At 35.6% G+C, this 20,767-nt stretch carries 24 protein-coding genes, 1 other RNA gene and 1 riboswitch; of the genes, 21 read left to right on the top strand and 4 right to left on the bottom strand.

Going from position 1 to position 20,767, the window contains the following annotated elements; genetic code table 11:
• The first annotated feature begins 201 nt into the window (after positions 1 to 201).
• The gene (locus Q1B07_RS22835) at positions 202 to 663 is read left to right on the top strand and encodes a YppG family protein (protein ID WP_299094336.1); all 462 of its coding nucleotides are present in this window, start codon (positions 202 to 204) and stop codon (positions 661 to 663) included.
• A 140-nt stretch (positions 664 to 803) separates the two neighbouring features.
• Here the strand turns inward: Q1B07_RS22835 and Q1B07_RS22830 are convergent, their stop codons facing one another.
• Together Q1B07_RS22830 and Q1B07_RS22825 are read right to left on the bottom strand one after the other, a co-directional pair.
• The gene (locus tag Q1B07_RS22830) at positions 804 to 1,052 is read right to left on the bottom strand and encodes a sporulation protein (protein ID WP_299094335.1); all 249 of its coding nucleotides are present in this window, start codon (positions 1,050 to 1,052) and stop codon (positions 804 to 806) included.
• Positions 1,053 to 1,057: 5 nt separating this feature from the next.
• Complete coding sequence (locus tag Q1B07_RS22825; protein ID WP_299094333.1) at positions 1,058 to 1,243, bottom strand: hypothetical protein; 186 nt, start codon at positions 1,241 to 1,243, stop codon at positions 1,058 to 1,060.
• Between the two features lie 119 nt (positions 1,244 to 1,362).
• Here Q1B07_RS22825 and Q1B07_RS22820 point away from each other — a divergent pair, with 119 nt between their 5' ends.
• Positions 1,363 to 1,488 carry a hypothetical protein gene (locus tag Q1B07_RS22820; RefSeq protein ID WP_299094332.1) on the top strand — a complete coding sequence of 42 codons (126 nt, stop codon included), beginning with the start codon at positions 1,363 to 1,365 and terminating at the stop codon, positions 1,486 to 1,488.
• 142 nt (positions 1,489 to 1,630) lie between these two features.
• Here the strand turns inward: Q1B07_RS22820 and Q1B07_RS22815 are convergent, their stop codons facing one another.
• Entirely contained in the window at positions 1,631 to 2,107 is a 477-nt protein-coding gene (locus Q1B07_RS22815) for an Hsp20/alpha crystallin family protein (RefSeq protein ID WP_299094330.1), read from the bottom strand.
• A gap of 115 nt (positions 2,108 to 2,222) precedes the next feature.
• Here Q1B07_RS22815 and Q1B07_RS22810 point away from each other — a divergent pair, with 115 nt between their 5' ends.
• From Q1B07_RS22810 to Q1B07_RS22735, 16 genes are all read left to right on the top strand, one after another.
• Positions 2,223 to 2,720 (top strand): PTS glucose transporter subunit IIA, encoded by a 498-nt coding sequence (locus tag Q1B07_RS22810; RefSeq protein ID WP_299094329.1) that lies wholly within the window; start codon positions 2,223 to 2,225, stop codon positions 2,718 to 2,720.
• 117 nt (positions 2,721 to 2,837) lie between these two features.
• The gene (locus Q1B07_RS22805) at positions 2,838 to 5,129 is read left to right on the top strand and encodes a DEAD/DEAH box helicase (protein ID WP_299094327.1); all 2,292 of its coding nucleotides are present in this window, start codon (positions 2,838 to 2,840) and stop codon (positions 5,127 to 5,129) included.
• Positions 5,113 to 6,384, top strand: coding sequence for a ribonuclease H-like domain-containing protein (locus Q1B07_RS22800; RefSeq protein ID WP_299094325.1), 1,272 nt, complete (start codon positions 5,113 to 5,115; stop codon positions 6,382 to 6,384). Before Q1B07_RS22805 ends, Q1B07_RS22800 begins: the two co-directional genes overlap by 17 nt.
• A gap of 119 nt (positions 6,385 to 6,503) precedes the next feature.
• Positions 6,504 to 6,599 (top strand): hypothetical protein, encoded by a 96-nt coding sequence (locus tag Q1B07_RS22795; RefSeq protein ID WP_299094324.1) that lies wholly within the window; start codon positions 6,504 to 6,506, stop codon positions 6,597 to 6,599.
• An 84-nt stretch (positions 6,600 to 6,683) separates the two neighbouring features.
• Positions 6,684 to 6,974: a CotD family spore coat protein gene (locus Q1B07_RS22790; RefSeq protein ID WP_299094322.1), complete on the top strand. Its 291-nt coding sequence runs from the start codon at positions 6,684 to 6,686 to the stop codon at positions 6,972 to 6,974.
• A gap of 93 nt (positions 6,975 to 7,067) precedes the next feature.
• On the top strand, positions 7,068 to 7,628 hold the full coding sequence (locus Q1B07_RS22785; RefSeq protein ID WP_299094320.1) for a DUF1273 domain-containing protein: 561 nt from the start codon (positions 7,068 to 7,070) through the stop codon (positions 7,626 to 7,628).
• A gap of 111 nt (positions 7,629 to 7,739) precedes the next feature.
• Positions 7,740 to 8,039, top strand: a complete 300-nt coding sequence (gene gpsB / locus Q1B07_RS22780) for a cell division regulator GpsB (protein WP_299094319.1) — start codon at positions 7,740 to 7,742, stop codon at positions 8,037 to 8,039.
• Between the two features lie 120 nt (positions 8,040 to 8,159).
• Positions 8,160 to 8,551: RNase P RNA component class B (rnpB, locus tag Q1B07_RS22775), an RNA gene on the top strand.
• A 153-nt stretch (positions 8,552 to 8,704) separates the two neighbouring features.
• Positions 8,705 to 9,859 (top strand): class I SAM-dependent RNA methyltransferase, encoded by a 1,155-nt coding sequence (locus Q1B07_RS22770; protein ID WP_299094317.1) that lies wholly within the window; start codon positions 8,705 to 8,707, stop codon positions 9,857 to 9,859.
• 81 nt (positions 9,860 to 9,940) lie between these two features.
• Positions 9,941 to 10,126: a hypothetical protein gene (locus Q1B07_RS22765; protein ID WP_299094316.1), complete on the top strand. Its 186-nt coding sequence runs from the start codon at positions 9,941 to 9,943 to the stop codon at positions 10,124 to 10,126.
• Positions 10,127 to 10,543: 417 nt separating this feature from the next.
• The gene (locus tag Q1B07_RS22760) at positions 10,544 to 10,738 is read left to right on the top strand and encodes a hypothetical protein (protein WP_299094315.1); all 195 of its coding nucleotides are present in this window, start codon (positions 10,544 to 10,546) and stop codon (positions 10,736 to 10,738) included.
• Between the two features lie 164 nt (positions 10,739 to 10,902).
• Positions 10,903 to 12,825 carry an ATP-dependent DNA helicase gene (locus Q1B07_RS22755; protein WP_299094313.1) on the top strand — a complete coding sequence of 641 codons (1,923 nt, stop codon included), beginning with the start codon at positions 10,903 to 10,905 and terminating at the stop codon, positions 12,823 to 12,825.
• 144 nt (positions 12,826 to 12,969) lie between these two features.
• Complete coding sequence (locus tag Q1B07_RS22750) at positions 12,970 to 14,475, top strand: carboxypeptidase M32 (protein WP_299094312.1); 1,506 nt, start codon at positions 12,970 to 12,972, stop codon at positions 14,473 to 14,475.
• A 136-nt stretch (positions 14,476 to 14,611) separates the two neighbouring features.
• Positions 14,612 to 14,713: riboswitch (purine riboswitch) on the top strand.
• 116 nt (positions 14,714 to 14,829) lie between these two features.
• Positions 14,830 to 15,423 (top strand): xanthine phosphoribosyltransferase, encoded by a 594-nt coding sequence (locus Q1B07_RS22745; RefSeq protein ID WP_299094310.1) that lies wholly within the window; start codon positions 14,830 to 14,832, stop codon positions 15,421 to 15,423.
• Positions 15,420 to 16,733 carry a nucleobase:cation symporter-2 family protein gene (locus Q1B07_RS22740; protein WP_299094308.1) on the top strand — a complete coding sequence of 438 codons (1,314 nt, stop codon included), beginning with the start codon at positions 15,420 to 15,422 and terminating at the stop codon, positions 16,731 to 16,733. The genes Q1B07_RS22745 and Q1B07_RS22740 overlap by 4 nt, the downstream gene beginning before the upstream one ends.
• Before the next feature lie 270 nt (positions 16,734 to 17,003).
• Complete coding sequence (locus Q1B07_RS22735; RefSeq protein WP_299094307.1) at positions 17,004 to 17,243, top strand: HPr family phosphocarrier protein; 240 nt, start codon at positions 17,004 to 17,006, stop codon at positions 17,241 to 17,243.
• Between the two features lie 92 nt (positions 17,244 to 17,335).
• Here Q1B07_RS22735 and Q1B07_RS22730 read toward each other — a convergent pair whose 3' ends face one another.
• Positions 17,336 to 17,782, bottom strand: coding sequence for an SHOCT domain-containing protein (locus tag Q1B07_RS22730; protein WP_299094306.1), 447 nt, complete (start codon positions 17,780 to 17,782; stop codon positions 17,336 to 17,338).
• Positions 17,783 to 18,022: 240 nt separating this feature from the next.
• On the opposite strand from Q1B07_RS22730, the gene Q1B07_RS22725 reads away from it, so the two are divergent.
• From Q1B07_RS22725 to Q1B07_RS22715, 3 genes are all read left to right on the top strand, one after another.
• On the top strand, positions 18,023 to 18,247 hold the full coding sequence (locus Q1B07_RS22725; protein WP_299094304.1) for a methionine aminopeptidase: 225 nt from the start codon (positions 18,023 to 18,025) through the stop codon (positions 18,245 to 18,247).
• 363 nt (positions 18,248 to 18,610) lie between these two features.
• Positions 18,611 to 19,708, top strand: a complete 1,098-nt coding sequence (locus Q1B07_RS22720; protein ID WP_299094302.1) for a 3-oxoacyl-[acyl-carrier-protein] synthase III C-terminal domain-containing protein — start codon at positions 18,611 to 18,613, stop codon at positions 19,706 to 19,708.
• 1 nt (position 19,709) lies between these two features.
• Positions 19,710 to 20,261, top strand: coding sequence for an isoprenylcysteine carboxylmethyltransferase family protein (locus Q1B07_RS22715; RefSeq protein WP_299094300.1), 552 nt, complete (start codon positions 19,710 to 19,712; stop codon positions 20,259 to 20,261).
• The last annotated feature ends 506 nt before the right edge of the window (positions 20,262 to 20,767 follow it).

Genomic DNA, 20,767 nt, shown 5'->3' with positions numbered 1-20,767 from the left:
GCGGCGGTCAACAAGTTCACTTCGGTGTTAATTAAAACTAAAACGTTGTTTTTTCATAGAACTTTTGACACTACCTTGTGTTTCCCTTCTAATATGAGCAAATATCCCAATAATCATGTATGGGTTTTTTGCTTCACCTTCTGGGCATTTTCTTCATATAGTAATAACAACTATGATTCGATATGCGGAGGAGGAAGTTACATGTATCAGTATTATCCTTATCAAGGAAGAAGGTTTCAAAAAAGACAATCAGGTTATTTTCAACCATTTCCGGCTTTTTTTGAGCAACAAGCAGCTGATTTTCAAAGTAATCAACATATGAACACAGCCATGCTTCAACAACAATTTCATGATCCGTATCAACAACATTATTTTCAACAATACCCGCAATCATATCAAAATCCTTTTCCACCAATGTATGGGGGGAATCATACAAATACAATAAATGGACAGTTTATGAATTCGCCATATCCAACTCCATATCCTAAGCCAGCACCTTATATAAAGCAGCCTTCAGGATTTCAAACCGTCATATCTCAATTTAAAAAATCTGATGGTCAATTAGATATTAATAAAATGATGGATACTGCAGGGCAAATGATGAGTGCCGTAAATCAGGTGGGCGGACTATTCAAAGGCGTTACTTCAATGTTTAAATCATAAAGTTGATTACAAAGAAAAGAGCAAAATGAGAAGGACTCACTTCCGCTCTTTTCTATATTTTTCAATGGCACCTGTCTGGAACTTAATATTGATATAGTGATTACTGTTTCGATTCATGATCTCCAACTCCTAGGTAGTCTTTAAAGTAATAACTCATAAACCTCATTTAATTGATTGCCTCTAATAAAGTCTTGCTCGTTAAACGCATATTTAATTTCATCTGGTAACACATCATTTAAAAATTGGATTTCATCTTCATTAAGTGTCAAGACAAAATCTCTCTCTGTTTTGAAATTTCCCTTTTCTAACTTTTCGCTAATTCTCTTGGCTACAGAGCTTTCGTCATAATTTGATATCGATTCTCTGAGATAACCTAAAGTATAATCCATAGAAATCATTCCTTAAAAAAGTTTTTAAATTCGGATGAAGAACGGCTGTCTGTTGAATAAGGATTTTCTTTTGTAATATCATCACTGTCAAGATTTGTTTTAATAGCAAGAGATGGGGAAGGCGACGGTTCAGCAATTATTCGGTCATTTAATTCTTTAAAATCAGGTAAGTTAGTTTTTGGATAGTCCATAAAATTTCACCTCCATGTTTATTGTTTGATGCATGAATTATTTTTCTCGCGACAAAATTTGGATTTTTTTTCGGTAATAGATTTCTTTAGCGGAGAAATGATAAAGAAGAGGTGATAATATGGGCAAGATGGAACGACGGAAAAATCAAAACAACAAAGCAACATTATCAGCAAAGGATTTAGTCAAAGATCCGACACCAGAAGAAAACCCAAAGTATGGAAGAAAATCCCATAAAAATAGTTAAGTGGCTGTCTCAAACAAAAGGTCAGACTCCTCGAACAAAATATATAGGATCAATAATCATATATATTTGTGTTTGTTGGAGGAGCCAAATCCTTTTGAGACAGCCACTTTTCATATATCAATTGTTATGATATATTATTTTTTTAGAATTCATCATCAATTAAAATCTTTTTGGACTTCTTTGGAATGGAAACTTTTAAGGAACCCTCTTTAAAGGATGTTTTAATTTCATTTTCTTTAACTGGGTATGGCAGCAGGATTGTCCTTGATATGCTTCCTTGAGAAGTATAAGATCTAAATGTAGATGAATTTTCGTTAAATTCGTTGATTTCTTCACGGTTTGTGATCGTTATAGTTAAATATTGATCAAAAAGTTCAAGATTTACCTGTTCTTTTTTTACAGGCGGTATTTGTAAATCAACTACATAGGCTTCGTCTGTTTCATAGGTGTTTATATTGATATGGTGAAAGGGAAATGAATCAGTTAATAATGTATCGAATTCATTCATAAATTGCTTAATTGGTTCAGATCGAAAAAATTGCTCGACAATTTGGAAGAAATCAAGCTGATTGTTTGGTTGTTCATTGTTTTTAGGAACCAAATCATCTTTTTTGCTCATTGTGCCCCTCCTTACACGGTTTTTCAGAATATTATATGAAGAACCTGAAAAAATGGTTTATGTAAATAAGAGGTACATGCTGTTAAAGAATTTATTAAAGAAAAGGAGCATGATTATGTTAAAATCATTATTTGGAAAAAAAGAAAAACAAACAAAAGAAACGATATTTGCACCATTAACCGGAAAATTAATTAATATTGAAGAGGTACCAGATCCTGTTTTTTCTCAGAAATTAATGGGTGAAGGAATGGCGATTGAACCAACAGAAGGTATTGTTGTTGCACCGATTGAAGGACAAGTTATCCAAGTTTTCCACACAAAGCATGCAATCGGTCTTCGTTCACAAACAGGGATGGAGCTGCTTATACATATCGGACTTGAAACAGTTAGTATGAATGGAGAAGGCTTTGAAGTTCATGTAAAAGAAGGCCAGAAAGTAAAGGTGGGAGATCCGTTAATTACCGCTGATTTAGAATTAATCAGAGAAAAGGCAGCAAGTACGATCACCCCAATCATAATTACAAATTCTGATATTATCGAAAATTTAACAAAAGCTTCAACTGGTAATGTTTCAAAAGGTACATCAAATATCCTTGATGTTAAAGTTAAATAAATTCTCGTTTCTTTAAAAAAGCAGAAAATTTTTCTGCTTTTTATTTATTTACGAACGTTTATTCGATAAAATGAATGTATTAGACCACAGTTGTGGAAAGTGTTTTGAGGTGAAAACATGGATTTTCGGAAATCATTATCAGCTCTCCTGCAAAATTTAAAGAATGAGAGAGAATTCAGCGAACAAATTGTTCATTGGCATACAATTCCTCCTAAGGCGGCAGAAACCGTGCACTTGCCTGAGGGTTTAGATATTCGGCTGAAAAATGCTTTAGAGAAAAGAGGCATTTTAGAATTATACACACATCAACAAGAGGCCTATCAATATACCTTAAACGGCTTAAATGTTGTTGCAGTTACGCCGACAGCATCGGGTAAAACGTTATGTTATAATTTGCCGGTTTTACAGGAAATTTTAAAGGATGAAACAAGTCGGGCATTATATCTGTTTCCGACAAAAGCGCTGGCACAGGATCAAAAATCAGAACTGAATGAAATCATTCAAGAAATGGGCGTTGAGGTAAATTCTTATACATATGATGGAGATACTTCGCCTGCCATTCGTCAAAAGGTACGAAAAGCAGGGCATATTGTAATTACAAATCCTGATATGCTACATTCTGCTATTTTACCCCATCACACAAAATGGGTATCGCTTTTTGAAAATATTAAATATATCGTAATTGATGAACTTCATACATATCGGGGAATATTTGGCAGTCATGTTGCGAATGTCATAAGAAGGCTAAAACGAATTTGCCGATTTTATGGAAGTAATCCGCAATTCATTTGTACATCAGCCACGATTGCGAACCCTAAAGAATTGGCAGAGACATTAACTGGTGCTTCAATGCAGTTAATTTCAAAAAGCGGGGCACCATCAAGTAAAAAGCATTTTATTTTCTATAATCCCCCAATTGTCAATAAACCATTAAATATTAGGAAAAGTGCTACGTTAGAGGTAAGAAAACTTGCCGGCCATTTTCTAAAAAATAAGATCCAGACGATTGTGTTTGCACGGAGTCGTGTACGGGTTGAAATTATTTTAACTTACCTACAAGAGCTATTTAAAAATGAAATTAAGCAAAAAACGATTCGCGGTTATCGTGGAGGATATTTGCCAAAACAAAGAAGAGAGATTGAAAAGGGGCTTAGAAATGGGGAAGTGCTAGGTGTCGTGAGCACAAATGCACTTGAGCTTGGCGTTGATATCGGACAATTGCAGGTATGTATTATGACCGGTTATCCTGGAACTATTGCTAGTGCATGGCAGCAGGCGGGAAGGGCTGGAAGAAGGCAAGGCGAGGCTGTCATCATTATGGTGGCAAGCTCAAGTCCGCTGGATCAATATATTATTCAAAATCCAAGCTATTTCTTTGAGCAAAACCCTGAAACAGCCATTATTAATCCAGATAATCTCGTTGTTCTTGTTGATCACTTGAAATGTGCAGCCTTTGAGCTTCCTTTTAAAGATGGCGATACCTTTGACGGACTAGAATTGGATGATATTTTACAATTTTTAGCAGAGGAACGGGTGTTATACTATAATGAAAACACCTATCACTGGATGAATGATTCCTTTCCTGCACATAACATCAGCCTGCGATCTGCCTCCCAGGAAAATGTTATTATTATTGATCAATCTGATATCGCAAATGTCAAGGTGATCGGTGAAATGGACCGTTTTAGTGCGATGACATTGTTACATGATGAAGCAATCTATTTACATCAGGGTGTTCAATTTCAGGTTGAAAAGCTTGATTGGGAAGAGAAAAAAGCCTTTGTAAGGGAAGTAGATGTGGATTATTTTACAGATGCAAACTTAGCTGTTCAGCTTAAAGTCCTGGAAGAAGATTTACTTCAGTCAAAAGAAAAAGTAGAGCTTGGGTTTGGAGATGTTACTGTACAGGCGATGGCAACAATTTTTAAGAAGATCAAGTTTGATACACATGAAAATATTGGTTCAGGTCCGATTCACCTTCCTGAGGAAGAGCTTCATACAAATGCTGCATGGTTGAGCTTACATTCAGAAGTGAAAGAAGGTATATCTGAGAAGCGACTAGAAGAATCATTAATAGCTGCAGCACATGTTCTTCAGCATGTTGCCCCATTAAAGGTGATGTGCGATCCGTCTGATCTTCACGTAGTAGCACAAATAAAAGCCATTCACAATGATAAACCAACTATTTTTTTGTATGACCGCTATCCAGGCGGGGTCGGTTTGGCTAAGAAGCTTTATGAAACAATGAATGCAGTTCTTTCAGAAGCGATCCACCTACTTGAAACATGTCCATGTCATGATGGCTGTCCTTCATGTATTGGAACTGATAGCATTTCACATTCAATCAAACAAGATACACACAAGCTTCTTACGATATTAAAGGATGAGGAAAATGTCGTTAAAAAATAAGTTAAATCGCATGAAAAAGCATGTTATTAGAAACGAAGATTCCCCAGATACAAAACAGGAAGAAGCTAATCCTGTTGCTGAACGATGGAAAGAGCACCAAACTGAGATATTTACCTATGATGGCCAATCTTGTTTAATAAGGGAAGTGACCTATCCTTTAGATTATCGGCATGGACTTTATCAGCTTGGAGAGTTTCACAACATCGTATCCATGTGGAATGAAAGTGAATCTGCACATCCGTTGTCATGTAAAGGCCACCAGGCGAGTGATTTGTTTTTCTTTGATACAGAAACAACAGGTCTCGGCGGGGGAGCAGGAAACACGATCTTTCTGTTGGGTCAGGCACAGGTTATGGCTGATCGTGTTGTAATTAAGCAGCATTTATTACCTAAACCGGGTAATGAAGTTGCTTTATACCAAAGCTTTCTTACAGGTATCAATAGCAAGACACTTGTCACTTACAATGGTAAGGCGTTTGATTGGCCCCAGGTGAAAACAAGACATACGTTAATACGTGAGTCTGTTCCAAGTCTGCCTGCTTTTGGTCATTTTGACCTGTTTCATGCAGCAAGAAGGCTTTGGAAAAATGAACTTGATTCAGTAAGACTAGCTAATGTAGAAGAAAAGATTCTACAAATCATTAGGGAAAATGATATACCAGGCTTTCTAGCTCCCATGCTGTATTTCCAATTTGTAAAAGAGCAGCACCCGGACATCATAATGGGGGTACTTAAGCATAATGAGATAGATGTTTTATCCCTCATAACATTATATACCCATTTATCTATTAAGCTTCTAAACACAGAGCAAGCAGCTAGTTCAGTAGAACACTATGAAATTGCAAAGTGGTTAGATTATGTTGGTGATAAAACCTCTGCGTTTTCTGCTTTCCAATCACTGGCTTACAAAGGGGAAGATCATAGGGATGAAGCGACCTTTAATCTTGCCTTACATTATAAAAGACAACAAGATTGGGAGAAGGCAAAGGAAAAGTGGTTAGATATTGTTTCAACATCAATTAATCAGGGAATTGTAAAAAAAGCATCTATAGAGTTGGCTAAATATTATGAGCACAAAGAAAAAAATATCGAGAAAGCTCTCTACTATAGTGAGCATGCTGAAAAGACAATAAAAAAACTTATTCAAGAGCAACCATCACTTACTTCAGAATTGGATGAACTTCAAAAGAGAAAGATGAGATTGAAGAGGAAATATTCCGAAAATATTGCCCGGGGAAGCGCAAAAAGTGAGTGATTTCGTCAAAAAGATGACGAATTGATGAATTTATTTCTAATCGAAAATAAACGATTGTAGATTTCTGTTGAACGATGTAAAATAAGGGACTGTACAGACTACTAAAGGGAGAAGATTACATGTACAAAAGCATTTTATACTTGTTTTTCATTGTTGTCGTTTTAACGATTTTTATTTTTACAAACTTTAAAGATAGCTTCTATGCGTTTCTATAAAAATAGGTACTTGCATTAGTACATGTATACTCCTTTCATCATAGGCTAGAAGTGTAAGACAAATGAGTGAAAGGAGAATGGAAAATGCATTGCAGACCTAAAGTATTAGCACCAATTGTACACCCAACTAAATGCTGTGTGCAAAACAATTTTTCTGAAACAATCGTACCACATATCCACCCACAACATACAACTATTGTAAACCATGATTTTTATAAACATCAACATTATTTCCCGCAAACTCAATCTGTTGAGAACGTAGCAACACACCAACACTTTAATGTATATGGTCCGACTCCAGGTTTTGGTTTCGGGGGTCCTCGTCCACGCCCAGGTTTTGGTCCTGGCTTCGGTCCTGGTCCGTTTGGTCGATAAATGGCAGATTGTTAGGAGCTGATGATACAGCTCCTTCAATCTTTTATATAAGCATAATAGATGAAGGTCTAAGTCTTAATAAGGTGATAATTTGTGAAAGTATTAACGATTTCTGGATATAAATCGTTTGAATTAGGAATCTTTAAAAATGATGATCAAGCAGTTCAATATATAAAAAAAGCGATTGAAAAATCGTTAATTGGACTTTTTGAAGAAGGGCTTGAATGGGTGATTATTAGTGGACAACTAGGTGTTGAGTTATGGGCTGCAGAAGTGGTATTAGATTTACAGTTAGAATACCCTGACGTAAAGCTTGCGGTTCTTACTCCTTTTCTCAATCAAGAAAGCGGCTGGAGTGAAGCAAATCGAGAATACTATGAATTTATTTTGTCACAGGCTGAACTAGTAGATAGCATTACAAAAAGAGAGTATGACAGTCCGACACAGCTTAAACTAAAAAATGAGTTTCTTATTAGGAAAAGTGAAGGGCTATTACTCGTTTATGATGAAGAAAAGCAAGGTTCCCCCAAATATTTATTGGAGACAGCAAGAAAAAAAGAAGAGTCGACTAAATTTTTTATTGGACTGATCACATTTTATGACTTGCAAATGATTGTAGAAGAAGAAATGATGAAAAATGTTGATAATTGGTAATTGGTAATTGGTGTAAAATGATTAAGAAATATGCATATTAATTGAAATTGACAATTACCAAGTTTTCTGAAAAAATATAGGTTGATGACTTCGCTATAAGAGGTGAAAGATATGCTTTCAGATAAAATAAAATTAACGGCTAAAGAAATTCTAGAAAGAGAATTTAAAACGGGTGTTAGAGGCTATAAACAAGAGGAAGTTGATAAGTTTCTAGATCTAATCATTAAAGACTATGAAACCTTCCATCAGGAAATTGAGGACCTTCAACAGGAAAATCTCAGGTTAAAAAAACAATTAGATGATACATATAAAAAACAGCCTCCTGTGCAATCAAACACAACAAATTTTGATATTTTGAAGCGGTTATCGAACTTAGAAAAGCATGTTTTTGGCAGCAAGCTTTATGATTGATTCCATTTAACAGGCGGAATACGAAAACCTTCTGTGATGTGATTCGCTTTAACATCGTGAATTTTGCACTTGTTTTATACAGCAAAATTATGTATAATAGTTGTTGCTGTTTCATTAATAACGTTCAGGTAATCGCTGCAGTCTTTAGGATTGTAGAGGAAAGTCCATGCTCGCACGGTGCTGAGATGCCCGTAGTGATCGTGCCTAGCGAATTCATAAGCTAGGGCAGCTTGGAACTTCTCTGAGCTGACGGCAGGGAAAAAGCCTAAGTCCTATGGATATGGCTTGACTACCTTGAAAGTGCCACAGTGACGAAGTCTTACAAGAAATTGTAAGAGTGGAACGGGGTAAACCCCACGAGCGAGAAACCCAAATAATGGTAGGGGCACCTTCTTGAAGGAAATGAACGAAGAGAAGGACAGGAGCATCATGCTTTTGTAGATAGATGATTACCACCTGAGTACGAGGCAATGCCGTTTGTAGTACGATGGAACAAAACATGGCTTATCGAACGTTATTAATCAGTATGAAAACAAAAGCTATTAGGGGGCTGATTTATTCAGCCCCTTTTCGTTTACATATGATTATGTTTTTTATGATAAATTAGACAATGATAATGTTAGAAATAATTGTTGTTGAAAAAGAAGCCAAGGTAGGGTGGAAAAATGAAGAAATTATCACTGATTGCAACTTCTGCAATGGGGCTGGAGGCAATTGTCGGGAAAGAAGTAAAGGATTTAGGTTATGAATGTAAAGTTGAAAATGGAAAGATAACCTTTGAAGCAGATGAATTAGCTATTTGCCGGGCGAATCTTTGGCTACGAACAGCAGACCGGATCAAGATTAAGGTAGGAGAATTTAAGGCGAAAACATTTGATGAGCTTTTTGAGGGGACAAAGGCTTTGAATTGGGGAGAATTTTTACCAGTGAATGCTCAATTCCCTGTGATAGGAAAATCAGTAAAATCCACCTTAGCAAGTGTTCCGGATTGCCAGGCGATTGTTAAAAAAGCTGTAGTAGAAAAACTAAAATCTCATTATAAAACTACAGGTTGGCTGACGGATGATGGCCCGCTTTACCGTATTGAAATTGCACTTTTAAAAGACGTAGCAACTATAACAATTGATGCAAGCGGAGCAGGCCTTCATAAGCGTGGTTTCCGTGTAGACCAGGGTGGAGCACCTATAAAAGAAACACTTGCTGCTGCATTAGTGTTACTAACAAATTGGACACCTGACAGACCATTCGTTGATCCGTTTTGCGGTTCTGGTACGATTCCAATTGAGGCGGCACTTATCGGACAAAATATCGCACCTGGCTTTAATCGCGAATTTGTTTCAGAGGATTGGCATTGGATCGGGGAGGATAAGTGGAATCTTGCCCGTCAGGAGGTTGAAGACAAGGCGAATTATGATCAACCCCTTGATATTCAAGCATCTGATATTGATCATCGAATGGTTCGAATTGCTGAAGCAAATGCTGATGAAGCAGGTCTGCGTGAGCTAATTACCTTTAAACAAATGCAAGTAAAGGATTTTACAACTACAAAGGAATTTGGTGTTATTGTTGGGAACCCGCCATATGGTGAGCGTCTTGGCGAGAAAAAAGCTGTTGAGCAAATGTATCGGGAAATGGGACATGCGTTTGCACCTTTAGACACTTGGAGCATTTATATGCTTACATCACATGAAGGCTTTGAAGATTTTTACGGAAAACCAGCAACGAAAAAGCGAAAGTTATTTAATGGTTTTATTAAAACAGATTTTTATCAATATTGGTCCACTGTTCGTCCGCTTAGAAAAAAGACAGATTCAGAATAAATAGAATCGTCCGTCTGTTTTTTTTAATGGGTATGTACACCAAGCTAAACCTGTTATAATGAACGGTAAAGGAGGTATCGTATGTCTTCAATACTTGACCAGCTTGGCCCAAAGTATTTTTCTTTAGATGCAGCTCGTGTCGATGCAAGCCCAACTGAGGTCATTATTACAAATGACGAGGGAAATACATACTATATTGTTACACCTGATGTGGTAACAGAAGAACTTTTTCAACTAGGATATAAAAAGGTGGAAGGCGAAGAGTAAATATCTCTTCGTTTTTCTTTTTTTAAAAAGGTAAGAAAGATAAAATTTTAACCTAGTTTTTGTGTCTAGCTCCAGCGCCTAGCCACTCATGAATTGAAGGCAAAGAACGCCTTCTATTCACGAGCGTCTTATTTGCCCTAGGCTGATCAAGGCGCTTGCGCTTTTTTTATGATTTATAGCTAGAGTCTGGATTGGAAATCAGTAGACAAGTTTAAAAAGCTTTCATTAGAAATGAATGCACTTAGAATAAAATTACCGTTTTCTGTTCATTATAAAACCAGTCTGATTATCTTAAAAAACAACGATATAGAAGGAATAAATTGTAAGCATCAGAACATATGATGAATTATTAGATGTATTTATTATCTGTTTCCTTTTTCGGTTGATTTTTTAAAGAAAAGAAGGGTGGTAAAAGGTATGTATGAAGATCAGCAATTCCAGCTAATTTCAAAGGCGCTTTATTCGACTAAAAAATCATTAGAGGAACAAACTGGTTTAAATTCTCCTGCTGTTCTTCAGCTCGGCACTGCGAGAGAAGATATGATGAAAGCCTTGGCACACGCGACATCTATTGATCATCAGTTAATTATCGAAACGTTATTCGATAATTAATTCTGGAAAAAAGGAGTAGCATTCCCCGCTGGCTCCTTTAAACCATTTTTAACTCCTCTTTCTTTAGTGAACCGTTTCTGCATAAAAGTTGACAACTCCATTTTGAAATAAGATAATAATGTTTTGTGAATAAATAGGATTTCAAGTATATTGGAGGAGCGTACATGGTAACGTCGCGTTTGCCTTTTTCCATTTCAAAGGATGAGAGTTTTTATCAAGCCTTAAATAATTGGATCGGAGATGTTTTTTACGATCTCCTTCCTGAAAAGGGCTTTGAGTTAAGAGATGAACAAATTTTCATGGCCTTTCAACTTGAAAGAGCCTTTCAAGAAAAAAAGGTTATCTTTGCTGAAGCAGGGGTAGGCACAGGAAAAACAATTGTTTATTTGCTTTATGCATTAGCCTATGCGAGATATACAGGAAAACCAGCTATCATCGCATGTGCGGATGAAACTTTAATTGAACAGCTAGTAAAGCAAGAAGGCGACATTGCCAAGCTATCCGCATCATTACATTTACAAATGGATGTACGGCTAAGTAAAACCCACAGCCAATATCTATGTCTAAACAAGCTGGATGATGTGATTCAAAAAACCGGAAGTGAGAAATATCTAGATGTTTATCAATCTCTCCCGGATTTTGTCCATGAAAAGGCTGGTATGCAACAATTTTCTCCTTATGGTGACCGGAAGGAATTCAGCCATCTATCTGATGAAGAATGGGACAAGATTGGATGGGACTCGTTTCAGGATTGCTTTACTTGTGAACAACGCCATCGCTGCGGTTTAACGCTGTCACGTGATCATTATCGAAGAGCATCTGATCTTATTGTTTGTTCACATGATTATTTTATGGAACATGTATGGACCTATGAATCGAGAAAGCGTGAAGGACAAATGCCGCTTCTTCCCGAATATAGCAGTGTTGTATTTGATGAAGGTCATTTATTAGAGTATGCAGCACAAAAGGCGTTAACATATCGTGTGAAACAAAGTTCATTGCAGATCTTTTTAGAAAGGCTGCTGCAAAATGAGATTCGCGAAGAGCTTGCCTTTTTGGTTGAGGACGGACTGGCCATCAATGATGCATTTTTTGATGATTTGCAAGCATGTACAACGGTTATTGAAGGATCCAATCGCTTGAAAATTAATCAAAAGGATCAGCTTCAATCAACAGCTAAAAAATTACAACAAAAGTTAGCTGAAATTAGTGAAGCGCTTGTTTTTGAGGGGGAGCTCTTTACAATAGATGAGTATGAATTAAAAATTGTTGAAGAGTATATTGACCAAATGGAATATTCTTTGTCACTATTTAATCAAAAAAATAATGCTGTCAGCTGGGTAGAAGAAAAGGATAATGATTATAGCCTTGTTATAATGCCGCGAAAAGTAGAAGAAGTTTTACGCGAAAAAGTTTTCTCTAAAAAAATACCATTTATTTTCTCCTCTGCGACACTTTCAGATCATAAGTCTTTTGATTTTATTGCAAATAGCTTAGGAATCAGTGATTATCTATCACTCTCAGTAGAATCTCCTTTTGACTATGAGGAGCAAATGGAAGTAAAACTTATGGTGGAAGATCATCAACAAAGAAAATTCCAAACTACACTTAAAGAATTAGAACGATCCGGCGGAAGAGGTCTTGTTTTATTTTCTTCCCAGCAAGATCTAAAGTTTTTTAAAGAAATGATTGCAACTGAGAGCATGGAGTTTCCAATTTTATTTGAAGGTGATCAAGAAATTAGTTCAATTGTAAAGGAGTTTCAGCAAAAGGAGGAATCGGTGCTTTGTGCTGTTCACTTATGGGAAGGGCTTGATATTCCAGGTCCATCATTATCAAATGTTATTATGTGGTCGCTCCCATATCCGCCAGATGATCCGGTATTTGAAGCGAAAAAGTCAGACAAGCAAGATCCGTTTAATGAAGTAGAGCTCCCATATATGCTATTGAGATTAAGACAAGGGATAGGAAGATTAATCAGGACTAATGAAGATAAAGGATCGATCACCATTTTCCTTCATGAAAATGATCGTTCCATTGCGGATAATATAATTGCGGTCTTACCTGTTGAACCAATTATGCAATAAGCTGACATATGCTTTAAGATTGTCAATTAATGATAAAAACTGGATATCATTGATTGACAATTTATCTTCTGCTATTTACGCTTTAATAGAATACCAGCTATGTCGTGCTTTAAGTTGGATGAAGTGAGTAGGGGAGTGTAGAGAATGAGTAAAATTGAACAGGATTTCATTAAGTATCTAAAAAAGATGCAAGCTTATGAAGAGGCAATTAATGTGATGTATTGGGATATGCGCACTGGCGCACCTAAAAAAGGAATTGAACAGCGTTCAGAGGTTATCGGCATGCTCTCTACAGAAGCATTTCAAATGCTTGTATCAGAGCAAATGAATGATTACTTAACAGCATTATCAAAGCAAGACGTTTTTGCAACGCTGAATCCAATTACGCAAAAGGCTGTTGAGCTGATGAAAAAGGAATATAAGAAAAATAAGGTGATTCCTCCAAAAGAATACCAAGAATATGTGATTCTTTGCTCTAAAGCGGAAGCGGTCTGGGAGGATGCCAAGGCAAAATCGGATTATAGCCTATTTGCCCCTTATTTACAAAAGCTTGTTGATTATAATAAAAAACTGATTACATATTGGGGTTATAAAGGTAATAAATACAATACATTATTGAATGAATATGAGCCAGGGGTAACTGTCGATCTATTAGATAAAGTTTTTGCACAAGTACGTGAAAAAATTGTCCCACTTGTTAAAGAAATTTCACAATCAAGCTTTAAGCCAAATACTGATTTTTTATATAAGCATTTTCCAAAAGGTAACCAAAAAGAGTTGAGTGAATTTCTATTGAAAGAAATAGGCTATGATTTTGAGGCTGGACGTCTTGATGAAACTGTTCATCCATTTGAAATTACTCTCAACCGAAATGATGTCAGGGTCACAACGAAGTATGATGAAGGTGATTTTAGAACAGCTATTTTCGGAACCATTCATGAATGCGGGCATGCCATTTATGAACAAAACATATCAGAAAAGCTGGAAGGAACGTTTTTATGTAGTGGTACTTCAATGGGGATCCACGAGTCCCAATCTTTGTTTTATGAAAATTTTATTGGCAGAAATAAAGGCTTTTGGCAGCGATATTATCAGCGATTGAAGGAATATTCTTCAGGACAATTTGAAGGTGTCAGCCTTGAAGAATTTTATGAGGCGATTAATGAGTCAAAGCCTTCTCTTATTAGAATTGAGGCAGATGAATTAACATATTCGCTGCATGTCATGATTCGTTATGAAATAGAAAAAGCGCTCTTTAATGATGAAATTACGGTAGAGCAGCTTCCAACGATTTGGAATGAAAAGTATCAAGAGTATTTAGGAATTACCCCTCCGAATGATGGTGTAGGTGTACTTCAGGATGTACATTGGGCTGGAGGAAGCTTTGGTTATTTTCCATCTTATGCATTAGGATATATGTATGCTGCACAAATTAAACATGCCATGCTTGAAGATATACCGGATTTTGATCAACTAGTAGAAACAGGCCAATTTATAAAAATTAAAACATGGTTAACAGAGAAGATTCACCAATATGGAAAAACAAAACAACCTTTAGAAATCATTAAGGATGTTACCGGTGAAGGCCTGAATGCCCAATATTTGGTTGATTATCTTGAAGAAAAGTATCGAGCCATTTATCGTCTCTAAAGATAGATATATACAAAAAAAGAAGCGGTGAAAATTGCTTCTTTTTAATTTTGCGAATATTCTTAATGTGTTCAATAGATAAAGTTCGTGTTTTTTATAAAAAACATTTGCAAAAAACCCATTTACTGATATAATTTTTCTTAATTGGATAAGCACTCATATAATCGTGGGAATATGGCCCACAAGTTTCTACCGAGTAACCGTAAATTACTCGACTATGGGTGGAGTTTATATGTAGCAAATGAAAAAATGTTTTTTCCATTTTGATGTTTATTGCGGCATTGCTTCACTTATATAGGAAGCAATGCCGCTTTTTATTTGCTACAATATGTTCATTCATGAGGGGGAAGATAAATGAAGCTGCTTAGAAAAAAAATAGAGGATGAAGGCATCGTTCTTTCTGATGGTGTGCTGAAGGTTGACTCATTCTTAAATCATCAAATTGATCCAGCACTTATGAAAGAAATAGGCTTAGAATTTGCCAATCGTTTTAAAGATGCAGGGATTACAAAAATTGTGACCATTGAATCATCTGGTATTGCTCCAGCGGTAATGACCGGTCTTGAGCTTGGTGTGAAGGTGATTTTTGCAAGGAAAAGAAAATCGTTAACCCTAACAGATCAATTGCTCGTATCATCTGTTTATTCATTCACTAAACAAGAAGAAAATACGATTGCTGTATCCTCGCAATTTCTAAATGAAACAGACAAGGTTTTAATTATAGATGACTTTTTAGCTAATGGTGAGGCTGCAAAAGGACTAATCGAGATTGTTGAAAAATCTGGTGCCTATGTAGCTGGGATTGGGATCGTGATTGAAAAATCGTTCCAAAAGGGTGCAGAGTATTTAAAGGAATCAGGCTACAAGTTAGAATCCTTAGCGAGAATTCATTCGTTAAAAGAAGGCAAGGTAACCTTTGTCGAAGAGCTTGAGGTGGTTAAAGCGTGAAGGGATCATTAAAGAATTTATCATTAGGAATACAGCATGTATTAGCTATGTATGCAGGGGCTGTTGTTGTTCCTTTGATTGTTGGCAGTGGAATTGGTTTAACTGGTGCACAATTAACTTATTTAGTTGCGATTGATATTTTTATGTGTGGAGTTGCAACGTTTTTACAAGTATGGAAAAATCGCTTTTTTGGAATCGGGTTACCAATCGTGTTAGGATGTACGTTCACCGCAGTTGGACCAATGATTGCAATCGGCAATGAATATGGTGTGTCTTCGATTTATGGTGCTGTGCTTATATCAGGATTGATCGTCATTCTTATTTCTTCTATCTTTGGAAAATTAGTAAAATTCTTTCCTCCTGTTGTCACAGGATCTGTTGTCACAATTATCGGGATCACCTTGATTCCTGTTGCGATGAATAATATGGCAGGCGGTGAAGGCAGTCCTGATTTTGGATCAAAAGAAAATCTCATATTAGCATTTAGTGTCCTTTTTTTAATTATACTAATTAATCGATTTTTTACCGGGTTTGTCCGAGCTATTTCAATATTGATTGGGATTATTGCAGGGACCGTGATCGCGGGTTTCATGGGGAAGGTAAATCTCCAGCCTGTATATGAAGCATCTTGGTTTAATATCGGCAAGCCTTTCTATTTTGGTACACCAAGCTTTGAACTAGCACCAATCTTAACGATGACGATCGTGGCGATTGTAAGTATGGTAGAATCAACAGGAGTCTATTTTGCTTTAGCAGATATTTGTAACAAAAAATTAAATGATAAGGATTTAGCAAGAGGATATCGTGCCGAAGGTTTAGCATATATGCTTGGCGCAATATTTAACGCTTTTCCTTATACAACATTTTCGCAAAATGTTGGTCTTATTCAAATGTCCGGTATTAAAACAAACCGAGTCATTTATACAGCTGCCCTTATGCTGATGGGTCTAGGCTTGGTACCAAAAATTGCGGCACTTGCAACAGTGATTCCATCATCCGTATTAGGCGGAGCGATGATTGCTATGTTTGGTATGGTTGTTGCTTACGGTGTGAAAATGCTTAGTCAAGTAGACTTTTCTTCACAGGAAAATCTATTAATTGTTGCATGCTCTGTCGGCCTCGGACTTGGAGTGACAGTTGTACCTGATATATTTGCAGGTTTACCTGAATCAGTAAAAATATTAACAAATAGCGGAATTGTTGCAGGGAGTGTAACGGCAATTTTATTAAATATTATCTTCAATGTTATTCCAATTGCAAAAAGGAAAGGGAACAACAATCGCTCTATTGTTCAAAAGCAAGCATCTTAAATAGTATGGTTAAAAATGTAAAAACGTTGCCTACTTTCTTGGTTTTAAGGCAGCGTTTTTATCAATTTCTTAAAAGACGTTATTTTTTCCTTGTATTTCTTCATTTTTTCGTATAACTTTTTTCTATATACATCCATATTTGTTCATTAAAAAGTTGTAGTTGGACCACTCATCTTCTTATGAGTTCTTTAAAAAGAAACAAAATGTTTGTCATAGCATATGTATATAATAAGATAGAATTTATTATTCTTACTATAGGAGAAAACAAAAATGAGAGTCAAGGATATGAAAATTACACAATTTTTAACTGTCGAAAAATTGATTAAAATAGCTGAAACGGCAAATAAATTTGAATCTGATATTCATATTGTCGGAAAAAATTTTAAAGTAGATGCAAAAAGCTTAATGGGGCTTTTGGCAACACTGAGACATGAAACAGATGTTACAATCATGACAAAGGGAGAAGATGAAGAAGAAGCGATCAAAGAATTTAGTAAGTTGTTGCTGTAATGTCTACAGATCATCGCATTTTATATAGCAAGAAAGACAAAGGGTCAGTTCCAAAAACATTTTGTTTTGGGAAGTTGACCCTTTTCTTATGTTTAGCTTTCTAAAATTCTTTCCTTTTGTTCTTGATATTCTTCCTCAGATAAAATGTCAAGATCTGCAAGCTCTTTTAATTTTTTCAGCTTATCAAAATTGTCAATTGCTGAATCCGCTCGTTGTCCTTTAATTTCTTCAATTTTCGTTTCAATCATTTCCTTTAACTCAATTGCAAGCTCTTTTTCAACTTTTGCAAATTCAATTGTATTTTCATGTTTTTCATTTTTATTTTTATTATTTCCGCAATCTAATAAAATGCTTCCATTTGATGCAAAGCCAGGATTCTTTAACGTCACCTCAGTGATATTTTTATATTGAATGAGCTTGACTTTATTAAATTTTCCTAAAAATCCATGATGAATGATTTCAATGCTGCTTTGATATAAATATACGGTCGTTTTACTGCCTTTTTTGAAACTATATTCTTTAAATGCTAACTCAGCCATTAATAAGCTCCTTTTCTTATATTCCGAGTATATGAAACTATTATTATTTTACATAAAAATAATGAAAAAATTAAGGTCAAGAAATGAAAAAACATGGATAAATCAAATTTTTAATTAAAACTATTATAAATTTTAATAGCAAAAATGTCATTTATTCATTAATTTGCTATTACCATTCTTTAGGAGTAATTGTTTAAAATTTCCTCACTTGATACATATTAAGAAAAAGAGGTGATGTTTTTGAATCTTATTAGATCATTTTCGCAATGGAATGAAAAAAGGAACCAACGAATATATGCTGATATGAAAGCTTTAGGTAAGTGTCCTGATTGTACGGGGAAAGGCTTTATCATGACCTTAACTAGTATACACACACCAACATATGACAGTATTTTTGATTGTCCGGGATGTAATGGCACAGGTCAATTTTCTGATTGGAACTCCTCTGAGGAACAACTTCACTAATGTCCTCATAAATGATTGAATGATTATGTTTAATATTTGCTTCAAATGGTTTAGCACAGAAGCTATATGAAAGAATGGTTTTATTGAAGAAGGTATTCAAAAGGAGCAAATAAAATTAAATGGGAAGTTCCATGATGAAATCTATATGGCTTATTTTTACACGGAATCATCGATTACCAAAAATTATTAATGATGAAAAGGAATAATTGCGTTATAATGAAGGTGCACAACAACAACTCCTTTAAAACGTCTAGCTTTTCCCCATATGGGAAAGGCTTTTTTTATTGCTTAGAAGCACATTCATGGATAAATTTATAGCCAATTGGAAATAGTATCCTTAATAAAGTTGAGGTGAATGGTAAATTGGCTTATCTATTATCAGTCGGCAAAGCAATTCCGGAAAATGAATTAAGTCAAGATACAACAATCGAATTTGCAAAGGAAATGTTTCAAGATTCCTTTAAAGATATTGAACGATTATTAACTGTATTTAAAAATGGAGAGATCCAATCCAGGCAGTTTGCAGAGAAGCTTGATTGGTATAAAGAGACCCATACATTTGAAGAAAAAAACGATACATATATAGAGAAGGCTGTTCAGCTAAGTGTCACTGCAATCAACAATTGTTTACATAACGAACGGCTATTATGTCAATCAATTGATTATGAGGAAATTGATGCGATTATTTTTATTAGTAGTACGGGTATATCTACACCAAGTATTGATGCAAAAATTATGAATCAATTGTCTTTTAAAGAAACAACAAAGCGCATTCCAATTTGGGGATTAGGCTGTGCAGGCGGTGCTGCCGGCCTTTCACGTGCTTTTGAATACTGTCTAGCCTTTCCTGAATCACTTGTATTAGTTGTTTCAGTTGAGCTATGCAGTTTAACGTTTCAGCATGATGACCTAACAAAAAGTAATTTAATTGGAACATCCTTATTTGCAGATGGAGTTGCCTGTGTTTGTGTTGCTGGTGCCTCATTTAACTGGAAGTCTACTTCTAAATTAAAGGCACTTCCACATATCCAAGGTACAAGATCCACCTTTATGAAAGATTCAGAAGATGTAATGGGGTGGGAGATTAAAAATAATGGTTTTTATGTTGTATTTTCCCGGGATATCCCAACGATTATTCGTAAATGGCTGCGGCCTCAAGTCATCACATTTTTACAAGAACATGACTTAACTTTGGATGGGATTAGTCATTTTGCAGCACACCCAGGCGGGAAAAAGGTTCTTGAAGCGTATCAAGAAGGGCTTGGAATGTCGGACCAGCACTTGCATATATCCAAAGATATCCTTATTCACCATGGTAATATGTCATCTGTAACGGTTATGTATGTTATCCAGGACTATTTAGAGAAGGAGCTCGGACGAGAAGGTGAATATGGTTTAATAGGAGCACTGGGGCCAGGCTTTAGCTCTGAATTGCTGCTAGTCCAGTGGGAGAGTGTATAACATGATGTTTATCATTTTATTTTCACTACTACTATTACAAAGAGTTGTCGAAATGGTTATTGCAAAACGAAATGAAAAATGGATGTTAAAGCAGGGAGGCATCGAACATGGAAGCGAACATTATCCATATATTATTGCTCTCCATATCCTATTCTTCATTTCGTTATTTCTTGAAGTAACCATTTTTGAAAAGGAAGTAACAAGTATATGGTATATCCTTGTTCCAATTATCGCTTTCACACAAATTATTCGCTATTGGGCGATCTATTCTTTAGGAAGCTTTTGGAATACGAAAATTATTATACTCCCAAATGTGCATGTTGTTTTAAAAGGACCTTATAAGTATTTGAAGCATCCGAACTATGTTGTGGTAGCAGTCGAAATTCTTTTTATCCCTTTGCTTTTTCAAGCATATATGACCGCAATCTTATTTAGCTTATTAAATCTGGCTATAATGTCCGTGCGCATCCCGACAGAGGAAAAAGCATTAGAGAAGAACACAAATTATGAAAAAGCCTTCCAATTAAAAACAAGATTTATTCCAAAAAAATAATGAGCACATTATTAGAAAAATGAAAAAACTGTGTTGAAAAATCATTAGTGATACAATAATTTTTGGATGAAAAGGATTCTCATTTTCAAACATGGAGGTCTGCGGAGAATATGACAATGTTATTTGTCGGTTGTACCGTTGTTGCATATAGTTTATTGGTTGGTTACATATTAAAGAATATTGATGCTGGAAAGGCATAGTTTCGTTTAGCTCACGTAAAGTGGGCTTTTTATTTTGGTTTAGTAAAAGGTATGAAGTGCAAACTCAGCAAGTGCACGGAGCCGACCGAGGATTTTCGAACCGAGAGATTAAAGTGAAACATGGAGAGAAATCAGCCACTCTGCATTACTTGCTATATAGCAAAAAAAGTTTGTGTTCTGTCTTTAATAAAAAAATTACAGAAGTTATCAATTCCAATTTTCATATCTTTTGTTATTGCCATCCCAAAATGACCAAAAGTTGACGGTATTGCCTGTCCAGAATTAGACGATTATAATGTCCATATA

It is taken from the genome of uncultured Metabacillus sp., from assembly GCF_947503125.1.
Classification (GTDB): domain Bacteria; phylum Bacillota; class Bacilli; order Bacillales; family Bacillaceae; genus Metabacillus.
Note: the sequence above shows the minus strand (reverse complement) of the source record. Positions and strands in the feature narration are given on the sequence as shown.